General features: G+C 65.8%; 22 protein-coding genes. 16 read left to right on the top strand and 6 right to left on the bottom strand.

Going from position 1 to position 17,333, the window contains the following annotated elements; genetic code table 11:
* Positions 1-3 precede the first annotated feature (3 nt).
* On the top strand, positions 4-1,188 hold the full coding sequence (locus tag AIOL_RS03915; protein WP_049641669.1) for a GNAT family N-acetyltransferase: 1,185 nt from the start codon (positions 4-6) through the stop codon (positions 1,186-1,188).
* Positions 1,185-1,478 carry a 4a-hydroxytetrahydrobiopterin dehydratase gene (locus AIOL_RS03920; RefSeq protein ID WP_049641670.1) on the top strand — a complete coding sequence of 98 codons (294 nt, stop codon included), beginning with the start codon at positions 1,185-1,187 and terminating at the stop codon, positions 1,476-1,478. Before AIOL_RS03915 ends, AIOL_RS03920 begins: the two co-directional genes overlap by 4 nt.
* A 121-nt stretch (positions 1,479-1,599) precedes the next feature.
* On the opposite strand, the gene AIOL_RS03925 is transcribed toward AIOL_RS03920, so the two are convergent.
* Together AIOL_RS03925 and AIOL_RS03930 are read right to left on the bottom strand one after the other, a co-directional pair.
* Positions 1,600-1,905, bottom strand: a complete 306-nt coding sequence (locus AIOL_RS03925) for a hypothetical protein (protein WP_152912347.1) — start codon at positions 1,903-1,905, stop codon at positions 1,600-1,602.
* A gap of 84 nt (positions 1,906-1,989) precedes the next feature.
* Positions 1,990-2,496, bottom strand: coding sequence for a peroxiredoxin (locus tag AIOL_RS03930; protein ID WP_235438861.1), 507 nt, complete (start codon positions 2,494-2,496; stop codon positions 1,990-1,992).
* A 60-nt stretch (positions 2,497-2,556) separates the two neighbouring features.
* On the opposite strand from AIOL_RS03930, the gene AIOL_RS03935 reads away from it, so the two are divergent.
* The 5 genes from AIOL_RS03935 to AIOL_RS24205 all read left to right on the top strand — a co-directional run bounded on the left by AIOL_RS03935 (position 2,557) and on the right by AIOL_RS24205 (position 6,255).
* Positions 2,557-3,762, top strand: a complete 1,206-nt coding sequence (locus AIOL_RS03935; protein ID WP_049641673.1) for an NAD(P)/FAD-dependent oxidoreductase — start codon at positions 2,557-2,559, stop codon at positions 3,760-3,762.
* A complete protein-coding gene (gene rsmD, locus AIOL_RS03940; RefSeq protein ID WP_049641674.1) occupies positions 3,759-4,310 on the top strand; it encodes a 16S rRNA (guanine(966)-N(2))-methyltransferase RsmD in 552 nt (183 codons plus the stop codon). Before AIOL_RS03935 ends, rsmD begins: the two co-directional genes overlap by 4 nt.
* On the top strand, positions 4,307-4,957 hold the full coding sequence (locus AIOL_RS03945) for an HAD family hydrolase (RefSeq protein ID WP_049641675.1): 651 nt from the start codon (positions 4,307-4,309) through the stop codon (positions 4,955-4,957). The genes rsmD and AIOL_RS03945 overlap by 4 nt, the downstream gene beginning before the upstream one ends.
* 55 nt (positions 4,958-5,012) lie before the next feature.
* The gene (locus AIOL_RS03950) at positions 5,013-5,216 is read left to right on the top strand and encodes a hypothetical protein (protein WP_049641676.1); all 204 of its coding nucleotides are present in this window, start codon (positions 5,013-5,015) and stop codon (positions 5,214-5,216) included.
* A gap of 80 nt (positions 5,217-5,296) precedes the next feature.
* A protein-coding gene (locus tag AIOL_RS24205; protein WP_152912289.1) for an IS630 family transposase occupies positions 5,297-6,255 on the top strand; the annotation gives its coding sequence in 2 pieces (ribosomal slippage) (positions 5,297-5,638 and positions 5,641-6,255; 957 coding nt in all).
* 409 nt (positions 6,256-6,664) lie between these two features.
* Here the strand turns inward: AIOL_RS24205 and AIOL_RS03965 are convergent.
* The 3 genes from AIOL_RS03965 to AIOL_RS03975 form a co-directional block, all read right to left on the bottom strand.
* The gene (locus AIOL_RS03965; RefSeq protein WP_049641677.1) at positions 6,665-7,192 is read right to left on the bottom strand and encodes a hypothetical protein; all 528 of its coding nucleotides are present in this window, start codon (positions 7,190-7,192) and stop codon (positions 6,665-6,667) included.
* A gap of 13 nt (positions 7,193-7,205) precedes the next feature.
* On the bottom strand, positions 7,206-7,760 hold the full coding sequence (locus AIOL_RS03970) for an ActR/PrrA/RegA family redox response regulator transcription factor (protein WP_049641678.1): 555 nt from the start codon (positions 7,758-7,760) through the stop codon (positions 7,206-7,208).
* A gap of 65 nt (positions 7,761-7,825) precedes the next feature.
* Positions 7,826-8,446, bottom strand: coding sequence for an SCO family protein (locus AIOL_RS03975; RefSeq protein WP_049641679.1), 621 nt, complete (start codon positions 8,444-8,446; stop codon positions 7,826-7,828).
* 96 nt (positions 8,447-8,542) lie between these two features.
* On the opposite strand from AIOL_RS03975, the gene regB reads away from it, so the two are divergent.
* From regB to AIOL_RS03995, 4 genes are all read left to right on the top strand, one after another.
* On the top strand, positions 8,543-9,919 hold the full coding sequence (gene regB, locus AIOL_RS03980) for a sensor histidine kinase RegB (RefSeq protein ID WP_049641680.1): 1,377 nt from the start codon (positions 8,543-8,545) through the stop codon (positions 9,917-9,919).
* A gap of 66 nt (positions 9,920-9,985) precedes the next feature.
* Complete coding sequence (locus AIOL_RS03985) at positions 9,986-11,569, top strand: PAS-domain containing protein (RefSeq protein ID WP_049641681.1); 1,584 nt, start codon at positions 9,986-9,988, stop codon at positions 11,567-11,569.
* Between the two features lie 109 nt (positions 11,570-11,678).
* Positions 11,679-12,863: a 23S rRNA (adenine(2503)-C(2))-methyltransferase RlmN gene (gene rlmN / locus AIOL_RS03990; RefSeq protein WP_049641682.1), complete on the top strand. Its 1,185-nt coding sequence runs from the start codon at positions 11,679-11,681 to the stop codon at positions 12,861-12,863.
* Between the two features lie 3 nt (positions 12,864-12,866).
* Positions 12,867-13,337, top strand: a complete 471-nt coding sequence (locus tag AIOL_RS03995) for a CAP domain-containing protein (protein ID WP_049641683.1) — start codon at positions 12,867-12,869, stop codon at positions 13,335-13,337.
* Positions 13,338-13,341: 4 nt separating this feature from the next.
* On the opposite strand, the gene AIOL_RS04000 is transcribed toward AIOL_RS03995, so the two are convergent.
* Complete coding sequence (locus AIOL_RS04000; RefSeq protein ID WP_049641684.1) at positions 13,342-14,151, bottom strand: LOG family protein; 810 nt, start codon at positions 14,149-14,151, stop codon at positions 13,342-13,344.
* A 79-nt stretch (positions 14,152-14,230) separates the two neighbouring features.
* On the opposite strand from AIOL_RS04000, the gene AIOL_RS04005 reads away from it, so the two are divergent.
* The 5 genes from AIOL_RS04005 to AIOL_RS04020 all read left to right on the top strand — a co-directional run bounded on the left by AIOL_RS04005 (position 14,231) and on the right by AIOL_RS04020 (position 17,333).
* Positions 14,231-15,148 (top strand): serine/threonine dehydratase, encoded by a 918-nt coding sequence (locus tag AIOL_RS04005; protein ID WP_049641685.1) that lies wholly within the window; start codon positions 14,231-14,233, stop codon positions 15,146-15,148.
* Positions 15,149-15,211: 63 nt separating this feature from the next.
* On the top strand, positions 15,212-16,039 hold the full coding sequence (gene dapD, locus AIOL_RS04010; protein ID WP_049641686.1) for a 2,3,4,5-tetrahydropyridine-2,6-dicarboxylate N-succinyltransferase: 828 nt from the start codon (positions 15,212-15,214) through the stop codon (positions 16,037-16,039).
* Between the two features lies 1 nt (position 16,040).
* Complete coding sequence (locus AIOL_RS24850) at positions 16,041-16,394, top strand: hypothetical protein (protein ID WP_152912348.1); 354 nt, start codon at positions 16,041-16,043, stop codon at positions 16,392-16,394.
* Positions 16,391-16,702: a hypothetical protein gene (locus AIOL_RS04015; RefSeq protein ID WP_235438862.1), complete on the top strand. Its 312-nt coding sequence runs from the start codon at positions 16,391-16,393 to the stop codon at positions 16,700-16,702. Before AIOL_RS24850 ends, AIOL_RS04015 begins: the two co-directional genes overlap by 4 nt.
* Entirely contained in the window at positions 16,695-17,333 is a 639-nt protein-coding gene (locus AIOL_RS04020) for an HAD hydrolase-like protein (RefSeq protein ID WP_082152398.1), read from the top strand. The genes AIOL_RS04015 and AIOL_RS04020 overlap by 8 nt, the downstream gene beginning before the upstream one ends.

A 17,333-nucleotide genomic window follows, 5' to 3' on the forward strand; every position in this document is an offset into this window, starting at 1 on the left:
CCGATGCGCGAAACCCGGATCGAGATCAACGTCGCCACGTCGCTTGCCGAGATCTCGGCAGAGGACTGGGACGCCTGCGCCTGCCCGGAGGCCACCGACGGTGGCCGCCCCCTTGATCCCTTCACCACGCACCGCTTCCTGCACGCGCTGGAGGCCTCCGGCAGCGTCGGCCCCGGCAGCGGCTGGGCCCCGCGCCACCTGACGGCGGTGATGGACGGGCAGGTGATCGCCGCCGCGCCGCTCTACGCCAAGGGGCACAGCCAGGGCGAGTTCATCTTTGACCACTCCTGGGCGCATGCCTATGAGCGCGCCGGCGGGCAGTATTACCCCAAGCTACAGCTCGCCGTGCCCTTCACCCCGGCCACGGGGCGCCGCCTGCTGGTACGGCCCGGGCTAGAGGAGATGGGGCAATCCGCGCTGGTACAAGGCGCGGTGCAGCTGGCCGCCGAGAACGAGCTCGCCACGGCGCATATCACCTTCTGCACCGAAGAGGAGGCCCGCGCCGGCGCCGCGATGGGGCTCTTGCACCGCGTCAGCGACCAGTTCCACTGGCTCAACGACGGCTACGCGGATTTCGACGCCTTCCTGGCCGCGCTCAGCTCGCGCAAGCGCAAGAACATCCGCAAGGAGCGCGCCCAGGCGAACGCCTTTGGCGGGCGGATCGTCGAGCTGACCGGCGACGAGATCGAGCCCGCGCACTGGAACGCCTTCTGGCATTTCTACCAGGACACAGGCGCGCGCAAATGGGGCACGCCCTACCTGACGCGGCGGTTCTTCGACATCGCCCAGGAGGTGCTGCGCGAAGACATCCTGCTGGTGCTGGCCGAGCGCGACGGGCAATTTATCGCCGGCGCGCTGAACTTCATCGGGCGCGAGACGCTTTACGGGCGCTACTGGGGCTGCGTGGAGGACCACGCCTGCCTGCATTTCGAACTGTGCTATTATCGCGCCATCGACTACGCGATCCGGCATGGCATGGCGCGGGTCGAGGCCGGCGCGCAGGGCCAGCACAAGCTGGCGCGGGGCTATTTGCCCACGCAATGCCACTCGCTGCACTGGATCGGCGACCCGGGCTTTCGCAACGCGGTCGAGCAGTACCTGCAGGCCGAGCGCGCCGCGGTGGACGAAGAGATCGAAGTGATGACCAGCTATGGCCCGTTCAAGCGCACGGGAACGGAGGACAGATGACCGAGAAACTGCAGGATCGCGACGCGCAGCTGACGCCGCTCTTTGAGGCCGGCTGGCAGATGGTCGAGGGGCGCGACGCCATCCAGAAGAGCTATCAGTTCAAGAACTTCGTCGAGGCATTCGGGTTCATGACCCGCGCCGCGCTCTGGGCGGAGAAATGGAACCACCATCCGGAGTGGTTCAACGTCTACCGCTCTGTGGACGTGACGCTGAGCACCCATGACGCGGATGGGCTGACGGAGCTGGACGTGAAGCTGGCCAAGAAGATGGACACCCTGGCCGGCTCTTAAAGATTGCTGGGGCCAATTGACGGAAAACAATCGGCCCGCCGCATTGGAATTTAAGAAAATCTTGGTGATTCGTCCCGGATCATGGATCCGGGTGGGAGCCGCGGCTCTCCGTTCAAACGGCTTATCTAGGGGTCGGCATCCGCTCGCCGGAAAACGTACCCGAGGCGAACACGCCGAACTTGACCTTGCCGGCCATTGCGTCGCCGTCGCGCGTGCCCTTGAACTTCAAGGTCATCGGCATCGGTTTCTCGATCTTGGTGGACCAGCTCAGCGCGTCGCCGTCGGACACCAAGTCGGTCATCGGCCCGCTGCCGTTCTTGCCGCTCATCTCGCCGGTCTGGGCTGCGAGGTCCATGGCGAGCGTCGCCCTGATCTCGCCCATCGGGGCCTGAATGGTGATCGACCAGTTTTCCATCGCGCGCCTCATGTCTGCATCCGCCGGGGTGTCGTGAGGTGCCGCATCTTGGGGGGCAAGCGGTGCCGTTACGGCACCGCCCCCGTTTACCTGCCGTCAGATCGCCGCCAGCATCGTCTCGCCCGCCGAGATCTCGCACTCGCCCGGCGCATCGCCCACGTTCAGCACCTTCACCACGCCGTCCTCGGCATAGAGCGCGTAGCGCTTGGAGCGGTCGATGAAGCCCACAGGCTCCGCCGACCAGTTCATGCCGATTGCCTTGGTGAACTCGGAGGCCGGGTCGCCCAGCAGGGTCAGCGCCTCGGCGCCCATGCTCTCGGACCAGGCCTGCATCACGAAGGGGTCGTTCACCGACACGCAGATGATCTCGTCCACGCCCTTGGCGTCGAATGCGCCCTTGTTGCGCAGGAAGCTTGGCACATGCGCGGTGGTGCAGGTCCCGGTGAAGGCCCCCGGCAGCCCAAAGATCACCACCTTGCGGCCCGCGGTCAGCGCGCCCATCTCTACGGCCTCAGGACCCTCGGCGCCCACGCGGCGCAGGGTTGCGTTCGGAAGTTTGTCGCCCACAGCAATCATCGTGTCGGTCCCTCTCATCAATTGCATCTCGCTTGGGCAAAGTTATAGGTGGAACCGACAGGAACGACCAGGGCGGGAGTGCCATTCATGAGCGATATAGTGGTGATCGGCGCGGGCCAGGCGGGCAGCTCGCTGGTGGTCAAGCTGCGCAACCTTGGGCACGAGGGAAAGATCACGCTGATCGGCGAGGAGGCCGCGCCGCCCTATCAGCGCCCGCCCCTGTCCAAGAAATACCTGCTGGGGCAGATGGAGCTGGAGCGCATGTATCTGCGGCCCGAGGCCTTCTATGCCGAGCATGACATCGCGCTTTTGACCGACCAAACCGCGCTGTCGATTGACCGCGCGGCCAAGCACGTCGAGACCGACAAGGGCCGCCTTGCCTATGACCAGCTCGCCCTGACCACCGGGTCAATACCACGGGCCCTGCCCGCCGCGATTGGCGGGGATCTGGGCGGCGTCTTCACCGTGCGCACCCTGGCCGATGTGGACGCCATGGCGCCGAATTTTCGCCCGGGCGCGCGGGTGCTCATCGTCGGCGGCGGCTATATCGGCCTGGAGGCCGCGGCCGTCGCGGCGCTTTCGGGCATGCAGGTCACCCTGATCGAGATGGCCGAGCGCATACTGCAGCGCGTCGCCGCGCCCGAGACCTCGGACTACTTCCGCGCGCTGCACCGCGCGCATGGCGTCGACATCCGCGAGGGGATCGGCCTGGAGCGCCTCCAAGGCGACGGCGCCGTAAACGGCGCGATCCTATCGGACGGCTCCACGCTGCCGGTCGACGCGGTCATTGTGGGGATCGGCATCACCCCCGCCACGGGTTTGGCCCAGACCGCGGGGCTGGACCTTGAGAACGGCATCAAGACCGACGCCCGGGGCCGCACCAGCGACCCCGCCATCTGGGCCGCCGGGGACTGCGCCTCCTTCCCGCACCAGGGCGAGCGCATCCGCCTGGAGAGCGTCGGCAACGCCATCGACCAGGCCGAGCTGGTGGCCGAGAACATGCTGGGCGCGGGCAAGGACTACGCCGCCAAGCCCTGGTTCTGGTCCGAGCAATACGACACCAAGCTGCAGATCGCCGGGCTCAACACCGGCTATGACCGCATCGTCACCCGCGGCGACGGCGCGGAGGTCTCGTTCTGGTACTACCGCGGCGAGACGCTCTTGGCCGTGGACGCGATGAACGACGCGCGCGCCTATATGATCGGCAAGCGGCTGATCGAGGCGGGCAAGTCGCCGGACCCGGCGCTGATCGCCGACGCGGGTGCGGATCTCAAACCGCTCCTAAGGGCGTGAGGATCATCGCGGGCCAGCATCGCGGGCTGCGCCTGGCCTCGGTCGGCAAGGGCGACGCGGGCGCGCATCTGCGCCCCACCAGCGACCGGGTACGCGAGGCGCTCTTCAACGTGCTGGCCAACCGGGTCGATCTCGACGGCGCGCGGGTGCTGGACCTCTTCGCGGGCACCGGCGCTTTGGGGTTCGAGGCGCTGTCGCGCGGCGCGTCCCATGTGACCTTCGTCGATGACGGCTCTGCCGCGCGGGCCCTGCTGCGCGAGAACACCGCCCTGACAAAGTCCGGCGGCGCGGTGAAGGTCTATCGCCGCGATGCCACCAGGCTGGGGGACTGCCAATCCGCGCCGTTTGATCTGGTCTTCCTGGACCCGCCCTACGGCAAGGGGCTGGGCGAGCGCGCCCTGCAGGCCGCGCAGGATGGCGGCTGGCTGGCGCCGCGCGCGCTGGTGGTCTGGGAGGAAAGCGCCGAGATGCCGCCGCCCGAGGGCTTCGCCCCGCAAGACGCCCGGCGCTACGGCGACACCCATATCACGATCCTGGAGGCCCCATGACCCCACCCAAGCTGGTGATCTTTGACTGCGACGGCGTTCTGGTGGACAGCGAGCCCGTCACCAACCGGCTCTTGCGCGACGACCTGGCCGGGCGCGGCCTAGACCTGCCCTACGCGCAGATCATGTCGCTGTTTGTGGGCGGGACGATGAAGAACGTGGGCGTTCGGGCGCGCGAGATGGGCGCGGATATCCCCGAAGACTGGGTCGATGGGTTCTATACGAAGATGTACGCGCGGCTGGCCGAGGGCACGCCCCTGATCGCGGGCGTCGAGGGCGTGCTGGACCGGCTGGACGCCGCCGGCGTGCCCTATGCGGTGGGCTTCAATGGCTCGATGCAGAAGATGGGCATCACATTGGGCCAGCACGCCTCCGTGATGGCGCGCCTGGAGGGCAAGCTCTACTCGGCGCATGTGATCGGCGTGGCCAAGCCCGAGCCCGACATGTACCTGCTGGCGGCGCGGGACGCCGGCGTCGCGCCCGCCGATTGCGTTGTGGTCGATGACAGCCCCTCGGGCTGCCGCGCCGCGGCGCGGGCCGGGATGCGCTGCCTGGGCTTCGCCGAACATGATGACGGCGCACGGCTTGTCACTGAGGGCGCCGAGCCGGTGCATTTCATGGCCGAAGTCGCAGAGATCCTGGGCCTGTAGCCAGGGTTCTGCGCCCGTAATTCAAAGTTAACCGAAAAGCCGCTATAATGCTGGCATGTTCGCCGCGCTTACCAGTCTTTGGGCCGCTCCGCCGACCTACAAGGTCGCGGATCACACGCAGTACGAGCCGCCAAAACCGCCGCGCTCGCCCGTGCTGATGGGCGACATTATCAATTCATGGGGCGGCGAGCCGGTGCTCTTGCAGCAGTGGCGCGCCGACGCGCAGGACGCGCGCGAGGAGTTTGGGCCGCGCGACTAAAGCGTTTCGACAAAAGTTTGAATCGGTTGGATTCCCACAGAGCTTGAACTGTGATTCACCTTGATAGGGAGGATCACATCATGCCAGCACCATTGTCGACAGAACTGCGCGACCGCTTTGCGCGTTTGATCAGGGAAGGACTGTCCGGGAGAGAAGCCTCACGCCGCCTTCAGGTTTCTGCCGCCACTGGCGCTCGATGGGCCGGTCGAATCCGGAGTACCGGGGCTGCCACTGTTGCACTGATGGGACGTCCTGCGGGATCGGGCAAGCTGGCCGACCATATAGAGTTCTTTAGGGAGTTGGTGACGCAGGACCCGGACATCACGTTATTCGAACTGCGTGATGCACTCGCTGATGCGGAAGGGGTTGCGGTCCATCATTCCGCCATTGCGGGGTTGCTCAAGCGCCTCGGCTTCACGCACAAAAAAAGTCGTTGGTGGCCTCCGAGCGCCGCCATGCCAAGGTAAGGCGACGGCGGGCTGATTGGTTTGCTCATCGCATTCCGGCCGTCGGGGCCTCACCGGATCGTGTTGTCTTCATTGACGAAACCGCCGTGAAGACGAACCTCACGCGGCTACGGGGCTGGGCGTCACGCGGCGAGCGCCTGACCATGGACGCGCCCTTCGGCAGTTGGGGGACGCAGACACTGATTGCCGGTCTGAGCTATGATGCGCTGATCGCACCCTGGGTCATCAAAGGCGCAATGGACGGTCCTGCTTTTGCCGCCTACATCCGCGAAGTGCTGGTGCCCGAAATCACACCCGGCACGGTGGTGATTCTCGACAACCTGGCCACGCATCGCAACAAGGAAGCAGCAGCCGCGCTAAAGGCGCATGGCTGCTGGTTTCTGTACCTGCCGCCACACTCCCCAGACCTCAACCCGATTGAACAAGCTTTCTCGAAGCTCAAGGCCCATCTCCGACGGATCGGAGCACGCTCGTTCACATCCGTCTTCAAAGCCATCGGTGAAATCTGTGACCTGTACGATCCGGAAGAATGCTCGAACTACTTCAAGGCCGCTGGATATGTCTCAAACTAATGTCGAAACGCTCTAGTGTGCCTGGGACGCTCTGATCCGACCGCATCATAAAGAATGGCGAGGCTTATTGCGGAGCCTATTTTGGGCCTGGAGCGGCCCTTAGGGCTGAATTGAAACGCCCTTACAACGCCTGCCGACACCAGACGCATCAGAACCCAAGCCCCGCCACCGCCCGAGCTTGCCTCGGGCAGCGGCCGACCTCCCCCAGGAGGCCGCTTTTGCAACCCCGTATCAAGTTGATCCGTTTGGGTTTCTAGAGATGTCGCGGTCACTTATCCTGTTGCGCAAGCGACCTCCAGGTCGGCCGCTGCCCATGTCGCGCGATACTCAATGTTGCTCGGTAGGGTGTGTGTTTACACGCACCATCGCCGCAAACATCAAAGTCCGCGCAGGCCATCAAGAGCGCCCCCTACCGAAAGAAGCAACTCACCCCCGCCCAGAGCAGTGACACCTGACCGGCCGATCCCTCATTCTCGATCAGCCCAAAGACGCCAGCGCTGTCGAACTCGAATCCCAGCGAGGTGCCTTTAACAGAGAGACCGCGCCCTTCGATGCTGGCGCGGGATTGGCCGACCGAGAGACCGCCGCTGACCGCGACGCTTTTGTCGGTGACCAGCCAGCCCTCGAAGTCGCCATTTTGAAACAAGAGGGTCAGCCCGCCCGGCCATTCCGCGAATTGCACCGGCCCGGCGCCGCATTCCAGGTTCTGGAACTGCCGGGACGGTGGCCCGGACAAGAGCTTTGTCACCGCCAGAACGGTGCTCTCTTGGGTGCGGCCAAAGTCCACGCGCAAACCGCTTTTCGGCAGGAGCAGCCCCGTCGCGGTGGCCTGGAACGCAGGTGCGGCGGGGGCGCGGCTTGGCGCCTCGACCGCGCCGCCGCATGCTGAAAGAGCGCAGGCCGCCAAGCCGAAGGCGAGAATGAGGCGCCGCCTCATCGCCCCGCCCGCTCTAGCGGGGGCTGCGCTTGGCCAGGATCCTCTGCAAGGTCCGGCGGTGCATGTTCAGCCGCCGCGCGGTCTCGGAGACGTTGCGGTCGCACAGCTCGTAGACCCGCTGGATATGCTCCCAGCGCACGCGGTCCGCGGACATCGGGTTCTCTGGCGGGGGCGGTAGCTGATCGCCCTTGGCCAGAAGCGCCTGGGTGATGTCATTGGCGTCAGCGGGCTTCGAGAGGTAATCCGTGGCGCCGATCTTGACCGCCGCCACCGCGGTGGCAATCGCACCATAGCCCGTCAGCACGACCACGCGGGAATCCGGGCGCTTCTCGCGCAGGACCTCGACGACGTCGAGCCCGTTGCCGTCCTCTAGCCGAAGGTCAACAACCGCGTAGGCCGGCGGCCGCGCCGTCGCAATCGCGCGCCCCGCCGCAACCGAGCCCGCCATCTCCACATCAAAACCACGCTTCTCCATGGCCCGCGCCAGACGGCGCAAAAATGGCTCGTCGTCGTCCACAAGCATCAGGGACTTGTCTGGCCCCAATTCGTCGAAACCCGGCTCGGCCATGGCAACTATCCCCGCTCACATACGTTTGGGCGAGATTAGTTCGCGCGATGTGCCGGGTCAAACAGCTAAGTGTTCTCGATGAAGCACGCGGTGCGCTGCGCCATCGCCTCGGAGCTGTCGGCGCGCTTGAAAAACTCCACAAAACCAACCTCTGGCAGCATCAGGTAGGTCTGGGTGGAATGGTCGACCAGGTAGAACTCGTTCTCGGCGTCCTGTTTCCTAAAATAGGTCTTATAGGCTTTCGAGGCGGCTTTTACCTGCTCCAGGGAGCCGGTCAGCCCGATCATGTCCTCGTGCATATAGCGCGCGTAGTCGTCCACCACCTCGGGCGTGTCGCGCTCTGGGTCGATGGAGATGAACACCGCCTGCGCGTCATGCCCCTGCGCGGTCAGCAGGTCTATGGCCTCGGCGTTGCGCGCGGCGTCCAGCGGGCACACATCGGGGCAGAACGTGTAGCCGAAATAGACCAGCGTGGGCTTGGTCAGCACGTCGCGATCGGTCACCGTCTCGCCCGCGCCGTTCACCAGCGTGAACGGCCCCCCGATGGTCGCCGCACCGCCCGCAATCGACGACGCGCGGCACTGCGCATACCGCGCATCCGCCGAGCGGAACATCGGCGCCACGAACGTCACCGCCAAGACCGCGGCCACCGCAGCACCGGCTAGAACGGCCAACTGTCTCTGCATCAGGAAACTCCCCCGTGTTTCGCTCATTGATCTAGAGGGGCATCCCGCCCTACAAGGTCCCATGTTGCCGCAGACCGATCACAAACGAGCGAGCGAATGCCCGACCCGAGCCTCCTAGCAGAGGAGACCCGCAGCAACTGGGTCCGGCTGCGCACCCTGGTCGTTCTGCGCTGGATCGCCATCGCCGGGCAGATCATCGCCATCACCGTCGCCCAGCGCGCCTTTGACATCGACGTCGACCTTGGGCTTTGCTACCTGGCCATCGGCACCTCGGTCATCGCCAACCTAATACCAATCTTTGTCTACCCTGAGAACAAACGTCTTTCCGAATGGGAAGCGCTTGCCTTCCTGTTCTTTGACATCGCGCAGCTGGCCTTCCTGCTGTTTCTGACCGGCGGGCTGCACAACCCCTTCGCGCTGTTGATTCTGGCGCCGGTCACGATCTCGGCCACCGCGCTGCAGCTGCGCTCGATCCTGCTGCTTGGCGGGTTCGCCGTCCTGCTGATCACGCTCTTGATGTTCTTCCACGTGCCCTTGCAAACCATGGACGGGCGCATTCTGCAGCTGCCGCCGATCTTCGTGCTTGGGCATTGGTCCGCGATCTGCATCGGCATCGTGTTCGAGGCCGTCTATGCCCGCCGCGTCACCTCAGAGATCCACACGATGAGCCAGGCGCTTTTGGCCACGCAGATGGCGCTGGCGCGGGAGCAGAAGCTGACCGATCTGGGCGGCGTGGTCGCCGCCGCCGCGCATGAGCTGGGCACGCCCCTGGCGACCATCAAGCTGGTCAGCGCCGAGCTTATGGAAGAACTCGGCGACGCGCCGGAGCTTCACGAGGATGCGGTGCTGATCCGCGATCAGGCGGACCGGTGCCGCGATATCCTGCGCTCGATGGGGCGGGCGGGCAAGGACGACCTGCATCTGCGCCACGCCCCCCTGGGCACGGTGATCCGCGAGGCCGCCGAGCCGCATTTCGACCGCGGCAAAGAGGTCAACATCTCGCTGGAACCCGCCGAGAACACCGACGCCGCGCAGCCCGCCATCGCCCGCCGGCCCGAGATTATCCACGGGCTGCGCAACCTTGTGCAGAACGCCGTCGACTTTGCGCATGAGACCGTCTGGATCGACGCGATCTGGACCGACACCCGGATCGAAGTGCGGATCATCGACGACGGGTCGGGCTTTCCGCCGCACCTGCTAGGGCGCATCGGCGATCCCTTTGTGCGCCGCCGGCGCAGCGCCGACGAGCGCGCCAAGCGGCCCGAATACGAGGGCATGGGGCTGGGGCTATTCATCGCCAAGACCCTGCTTGAGCGCTCCGGTGCCGAGATCAATTTCGCCAATGGCACGGACAACACGCGCCTGCAGAAAACCGGCGCGATTGTAGAGGTCGTCTGGCCGCGCGCGGAGATCGAGATGGAGCCCGGAACCAAGAGCAGCGGCCTCGGTCAGAACATTCCCATCGAAGTTTAACCGCACTCTTAACCCAGCATTAACCCTGCGGCTCATAGGTTTGGCCCCGAAAACAAGGCGGTGCCAATGTGGTTTGAACTGCAGTCCTTCCAGAATACAGCCGTGCTGCTCGCGCTTGCGTTGGCGGTGGCTTGGGCTGCGCTGGCGCTGCACGCGCGCCTGACCAGCCGCGCTGGAAAGGCCTCTGCTCAGGTGACGCCAAATGAGGTCGCCTTTCTGTTTGACGGCGCCGAGCTGGTCGATTGCACCCCGGCGGCAAGGCGCCTGATCGACATCACGGACGGCGCCGATTCGGATCTGGTGAAACTGGCGCGGTTCTTGGCGCCGCGATTTCCGAACCTATTGGACCGTATCGCATGCCCCGGGGCCGAAGGGCCCGAAGCGCTGACCTCAACGGATGGCATGTCGCGCTTGCAGATAAAATGCGCGGCTGGGCGGCTGCACCTCACGCTTGCGGACGCCACCGACAGCGTGAGGTTCTACACGCCCGACCGGCACAGCGTCGCGGCTCTGTTCGAAGAGCTAAAGATGCATCGCGCCATGGCGAACAACCTGACCTTCCCGCTTTGGCGGCAGACGCCCGACGGGCAGATCACCTGGACCAACGAAGAATACCGCCGCCTGTCAGCATTGCTTGGCGCGGCGGACGCGCCGGGCATGCCGCCGACCCAGCTATTCTCTGATCCGCCGCAAACCAATGGCGACGCCCGGCAGGTGCAGCGCGTGAAACTGGCCCTACCGCACGAGGCGGAACCAAGGTGGTTCGAGTACCAGGTGAACTGGGTGGCCGATGATATCCTGGTCGCCGCGGTCCCCATGGACCGGGTCGTGCGTGCCGAACACAGCCTGCATGGCTTCGTGCAAACGCTGACCCAGACGTTCGCGCATCTGAATGTTGGGCTTGCCATCTTCAACCGGTCGCGCGAGCTGGTCATCTTCAATCCCGCCCTGAATGAGCTTATGGATCTGTCACCGGAATTCCTGGTGGCGCGCCCCACGCTTACGCAGGTCTTTGATCGTCTGCGTGAGACCCGCATGGTGCCGGAACAGAAGGATTACCGCTCGTGGCGCGACACGCTGTCGGAGCTAGAGGCCGCAGCCGCCGACAACCACTACACCGACACCTGGAGCCTGATCGACGGTCGCACCCTGCGTGTGACCGGGCGCCCGCATCCCGAGGGCGCGGTTGCCTTCCTGTTCCAAGATATCAGCGGCGAGATCGCCCTAGAGCGGGACTTCCGCACCGAGCTTTTGATGCAATCGGCCGTCATTGATGGCGTGGACGAGGCCATCGCAGTTTTTGACACCGCCGGAGTGCTGGCGCTCTCGAATGCCGCCTATGATCATCTGTGGTTTGAACCGGATCCATCCTCGCCCGGGCTGAACATCGTGGACGCCACGCGGCACTGGCAGGCGAAGTGTTTGCCGACGCCCGTGTGGGGCGACGCGCGGGACTTTGCCGCAGCGATTTCGGATCGGGCGAATTGGTCCGCCGATATCCGGTTGCAGGACGGACGGATGCTTGCCTGCCGCTTCGATGCGCTGCCTGGAGGGCACACGCTGGTCGGCTTCCGCCCGAAATCGGACGCAAAGGACAACAAAGCCATGCGGCGCAAAGAGCCCGCGATCACCGGGCGCATGTCCGCCTAGGGGGGACCCTCCGCGGACACATGTCGCAAGCGGACGCCGATCGCACTGTTCCTTTTGCACGCAACTTGCTCTATACGACGCGCCTCAACCTCTTTCGGAGACGTGCCTCATGCAGCCCGCGGCCCCTATCACCCAGGATCTGGTCACGATTCCGCGCAAGCTACCGCAGTCGGAGCGGCAGAACCTTGTCGGACTGACACGCGATGGGCTGCGCGCCGCCTTGATTGAGGCCGGCACGCCAGAGAAGCAGGCCAAGATGCGCGTCGGCCAGATCTGGCAATGGATCTATCAAAAGGGCGTCCGCGATTTTGAGTCGATGACCAACCTCGCCAAGGACTATCGCGCGCTGCTTGCAGAGCGCTTCGAGATCGCCGTGCCCGAGGTTGTGCAGCGGCAGGTCTCGGCGGATGGCACGCGCAAGTACCTGGTGCGCATCGCCGGCGGGCACGAGGTCGAGACGGTCTACATCCCCGAGACGGATCGCGGCACGCTGTGCATCTCTAGCCAGGTCGGCTGCACGCTGACCTGCTCGTTCTGCCACACCGGCACACAGAAGCTGGTGCGCAACCTCACCCCCGGCGAGATCATCGGCCAGGTGATGCTGGCGCGTGACGACCTTGGCGAGTGGCCCGAGCCGGGCCGCAACCCCAAGAACGAGCAGCGGCTCTTGTCGAATATCGTGCTGATGGGCATGGGCGAGCCGCTTTACAACTTCGACGGCGTGCGCGACGCGATGCAGATCGCCATGGACGGCGAGGGCATCAGCCTCAGCCGCCGCCGGATCACGCTTTCGACCTCCGGGGTGGTGCCCGAGATCGCCCGCACCGCCGAGGAGATCGGCTGCTTGCTGGCCGTCAGCTTCCACGCCACGACCGACGAGGTCCGCGACAAGCTGGTGCCGATCAACAAGCGCTGGAACATCACCGAGTTGCTGGACGCGCTGCGCGCCTATCCCAAGCTGTCGAACTCCGAGAGGATCACGTTTGAATATGTCATGCTCAAGGACGTCAATGACAGCGACGCGGACGCGCGCCGATTGGTCAAGCTGATCCGGGGCATCCCGGCCAAGATCAATCTGATCCCGTTCAACGAGTGGCCCGGCGCGCCCTACGAGCGCAGCGACTGGGAGCGGATCGAGGCCTTCGCCGACATCGTCTATAAGGCCGGTTACGCCAGCCCCGTGCGCACCCCGCGCGGCGAGGACATCATGGCCGCCTGCGGGCAGCTCAAATCGGCGACCGAGCGCGGTCGCAGATCGCGGGCCCAGATCGCCTCGGAACTCGGCGGCGGCTAGGCCATGATGTGGCGGATATGCCTGGCGGCGCTGGTGAGCGCGATGCTAAGCGCCGCGCCGTCGATGGCCTGCACGATCCCGCCGGGCGCTAAGGCGAAGACCCAAAGCGTGCTGGCGGATGTCAACGCGCTGCGCCGCAAGGCCGGGCTGCGTCGCCTGCAAGAGTCCCCCCAGCTAGAGGCGGCGGCGCGGATCCAGGCCTGCCACATGTCGACCCAGGGCCGGCTGACCCATGATGGCCCCGGCGGGCAAGACATTGGCCAGCGCATCCTGTCCACCGGATACCAGTGGCGCGCGGCCGCCGAGAACATCGCGGACGGATACCCGTTCGCGGATGGGGTGGTTGCGGCTTGGGCGCGCTCCCCGAGCCACCGCAAGAACATGATGCACCGGGACATGCGGCACGCCGGCGTGGCCCTAGCCTACCGCGGAGCAAAGCCATATTGGGTGCTTGTGGTCGCGGCGAAAAGGTAGGGCCTTAGGCCCAACCATCAATCGCGGCCAGGGCGTCCTCCGCGGTCTCCACGAATTTGAACAGCTTGAGGTCGTCCTCAGAGATCGTGCCCGCATCCGCCAGCACCTCCCAATTGATGATCGAGCGCCAGAACGCCTCGCCAAAGAGCAGGAACGGGATCGGCTTCATCCGCCCGGTCTGGATCAAGGTCAGCGCCTCGAAGAGCTCGTCCAGCGTGCCGAACCCGCCAGGGAAGGTCGCGACAGCACGGGCGCGCATCAGGAAGTGCATCTTGCGGACCGCGAAGTAGTGGAAGTTAAAGCACAGCTCGGGCGTGACATACGCGTTCGGCGCCTGCTCGTGCGGCAGCACTATGTTGAGCCCGATGGAATGCCCGCCGGCCTCGATGGCGCCGCGATTGCCCGCCTCCATCACGCCGGGGCCGCCACCGGTGACGACCACATCCTCGGTGCCGCCAGAGGCCATGGAGCGTTCGGTCACGATGCGGGCGAACTTGCGCGCCTCCTCGTAGTACTTGCTTAAACCCGCCAGCGTCTCGGTCCGTGCGGTATCCTTCTTTGCGGCCTCGGGGATGCGCGCGCCGCCGAACATGACGATGGTGGATTTGATCCCGGCCTCGGACAGCGCCATCTCGGGCTTGAGAAGCTCCAGCTGCAAACGCATCGGGCGCAGCTCGTCCCGGCACAGGAACTCGTCATCCGCGAAGGCCAGCCGATAGGCGGGCGCCCGGGTCTGCGGCGTGTCCGGCGTGGTCTGGCAGGTCTCGATATCCGTGCGGGCGTCCGGGAAGGGGGCGCGGCGTTCGTCTTTCATAAACTCAGCTCCGATCTTGCGCGTGTGGTCCAGCGATATAGGGTCGCCCGGAACTTTGCCAGCCACGAGAGGACGGTTGATGAACTGGAAAACCGAGATCGAGGCCGCGGCGGGCCGCATCGCCGGGCACGCGGTCCAGACCCCGGTGATGCAGATCGACGGCTTCGGCCTGGGGCACCCCATCGAAGCGAAGCTGGAACAGCTCCAGCACACGGGTAGCTTTAAGGTGCGCGGGGCGTTCAACACCATGCTGTCCGGCCCCGCGCCGGATGGCGGCTACGTGGCGGCCTCGGGCGGCAACCACGGCGCGGCGGTGGGCTTTGCGGCGGCAGCACTCGGGCGGCGCGCGAAGATCTTTGTGCCAGAGCTGGCGGGCGCGGCCAAGATCGCCCTGGTCGAGCGCACGGGCGCCGACCTGTCGGTGGTGCCGGGCACCTATGCCGAGGCGCTGGCCGCCGCCCAGGCCCATGAGGCCGAGACCGGCGCGCAGCAGATCCACGCCTATGACGCGCCCGCCACCGTCGCGGGCCAGGGCACGCTGATGCGCGAATGGGAGGCGCAGGGCTTGCAGGCCGATACTGTGCTGATCGCCGTGGGCGGCGGCGGGTTGATCGCAGGCGCGCTGGCCTGGCTGCAGGGCGCCCGCAAGGTGGTCGCGGTCGAGCCCGCGCGCGCCCCGACGCTGCACAGCGCCCTCGCCGCGGGCGCCCCGGTGGATGTCGAGGTGGGCGGCGTTGCCGTCAACGCCCTGGGGGCCAAGCGGATCGGCCAGCTTTGCTTTGACCTCGCCGAGCAGCATCTGGGCGCCTGCGTCACGGTCCCGGATGACGCCATCATCGCCGCCCGCGCCGCGCTCTGGCAAGAGCGCCGCCTGCTGGTGGAGCCCGCCGGCGCCGCCGCGCTGGCCGCGCTGATGTCGGGCGCCTATCAGCCGCAGCCCGGCGAGCGGGTCGCGGTGCTGGTGTGCGGCGCCAACCCCGATCCCGATCCGCTCTAGTTGCCCATGCCACGCCCCGCCGCTATAGGAGCGCAACGCCAGATTTCATAAGGACCGCCGCCCATGTCTAACGCCCAGCTAGAGACCGCCATCGAAGCCGCCTGGGAGGCGCGCGACGCGATTACCCCCGCCACCACGGGCGAGACCCGCGAGGCCATTGAGGACACGCTGAACGCGCTGGACGGCGGCACGCTGCGGGTGGCCGAGAAGCAGGATGACGGCTCCTGGCATGTGAACCAATGGGCCAAGAAGGCGGTGCTGCTAGGCTTCCGCCTCAAGGACATGGAACTGCAGGGCGGCTCGGCCCAGGGCGGGTCCTGGTGGGACAAGGTCGACAGCAAGTGGAAGGACTGGGGCGAGAACCAGTGGTCCGCGGCGGGCTTTCGCGCGGTGCCCAACTGCGTGGTGCGCAAGTCGGCCTTCATCGCGCCCGGCGTGGTGCTGATGCCCTCTTTCGTGAACCTGGGCGCCTATGTGGACAGCGGCACCATGGTGGACACCTGGGCCACGGTCGGCAGCTGCGCGCAGATCGGCAAGAACGTGCATCTCTCGGGCGGCGTAGGCATCGGCGGCGTGCTGGAGCCCATGCAGGCGGGCCCCACGATCATCGAGGACAACTGCTTTATCGGCGCGCGCTCGGAGGTGGTCGAGGGCTGCATCGTGCGCGAGGGCTCGGTCCTGGGCATGGGCGTTTTCATCGGCCAGTCCACCAAGATCGTTGACCGCGACACCGGAGAGGTGATGTATGGCGAGGTGCCGCCCTATTCGGTGGTCGTCGCGGGCTCGATGCCGTCCAAGAACGGCGTGAACCTGTATTGCGCGGTGATTGTGAAGCGGGTTGACGAGCAAACCAGATCCAAGACAGGGATCAATGAACTATTAAGGGATTGATATGAGATATTTGGCGCTTTTGGCCGTTCTGGCCGCCACACCGCTTTCTGCGCAGAACTTTGACGGCATCTACCGACCGGCTGGCCCGGCGGGCGAGGGCTGGAACTGCCAGGTTGTGGGGGCCGACGGCGGCGCCATTGCGATCCGCGGGGAACTCTTTCAGGCGGTCGGCTCGACCTGCCGTCTGACCAACCCGATCCAGATCCGCCGGATGGAGGGCATGCTGTTTAACGGTGCATGCGAGTCCGAGGGAACGCAAGAGAACCACAGGTTCTTTCTAATGCTCACCCCAGACGGTGTGGTCGCCTTGCGTGGCGACGGCGCGGTGATCAACCTTGCGCGCTGCCCTTCGTGAGCAAGCAGAAGGTCTTCACGCTGCTGGTCGAGGTCGGCCGCAAGGACGGCGACGGGCTGCCCGATCACGCCACGGGCGCGGCGCTTATGGTCTATGCCAGCGGCGTGGACGAGCCCGAGGCGGTGCGCGAGACGGTGGCGATCCTCAAACAGGCCGAAATGGCGCCGCTGGATGTTTCCGGATACGGCACGCTGGACGAGCGCCTGGCCGAGGGGCACGACATCCCCGACGAGGAGCGCGCCTTGATGGACCGGGCCCTGACCGAGAACGCCGTTATCGTCGCGCAGGTCACGCCCTTCTATGAGTAAAGCAGTCTTTCTCGACCTCGACGGCACATTGATCGATCCGAAATCGGGCATCACGAGCTCGATCCAGCACGCCTTGACCGCGATTGGCATCGACCCACCGCATGCGGACGCGCTGGAATGGTGCATTGGGCCGCCGCTGCTCGACAGCCTGGCGAAGCTCGGCGCGCCGGATCCAGATCTGGCCTTGCAGCACTACCGAGAGGTCTATGAGGCCGGGCGGATAACCGACGCGCGCGTCTACCCGCGCATTCCAGATACGCTCAAAGCGCTCGACGCTGCCGGACATCGCCTGTTCCTGGCCACCGCCAAGCCGCATGTCTTCGCGCGCATGATCACGGCGCATTTTGGGCTGGATCTGCACCTAGAGGCGCAATACGGCCCCGAAACCGACGGCGCAAGGAACGACAAGGGCGATCTGTTGCGGCACGCGCTGTCCCAGCGCGGCATAGCGCCCGAAAACGCGGTGATGGTGGGGGATCGCGGCAGCGATCTGACCGCTGCGCGCGCGGCGGGCATGCCGTTTGTCGGTGTCACATGGGGCTTTGCCCAGCCGGGCGAGATGGACGGCGCAGACGCGCTCGCCCACCATGCTGAAGATATCCCGCGCGCCGTCGAGGCCTTGGGAGGTTAG

Source organism: Candidatus Rhodobacter oscarellae (genome assembly GCF_001078595.1).
Lineage (GTDB): Bacteria > Pseudomonadota > Alphaproteobacteria > Rhodobacterales > Rhodobacteraceae > Rhodobacter_B > Rhodobacter_B oscarellae.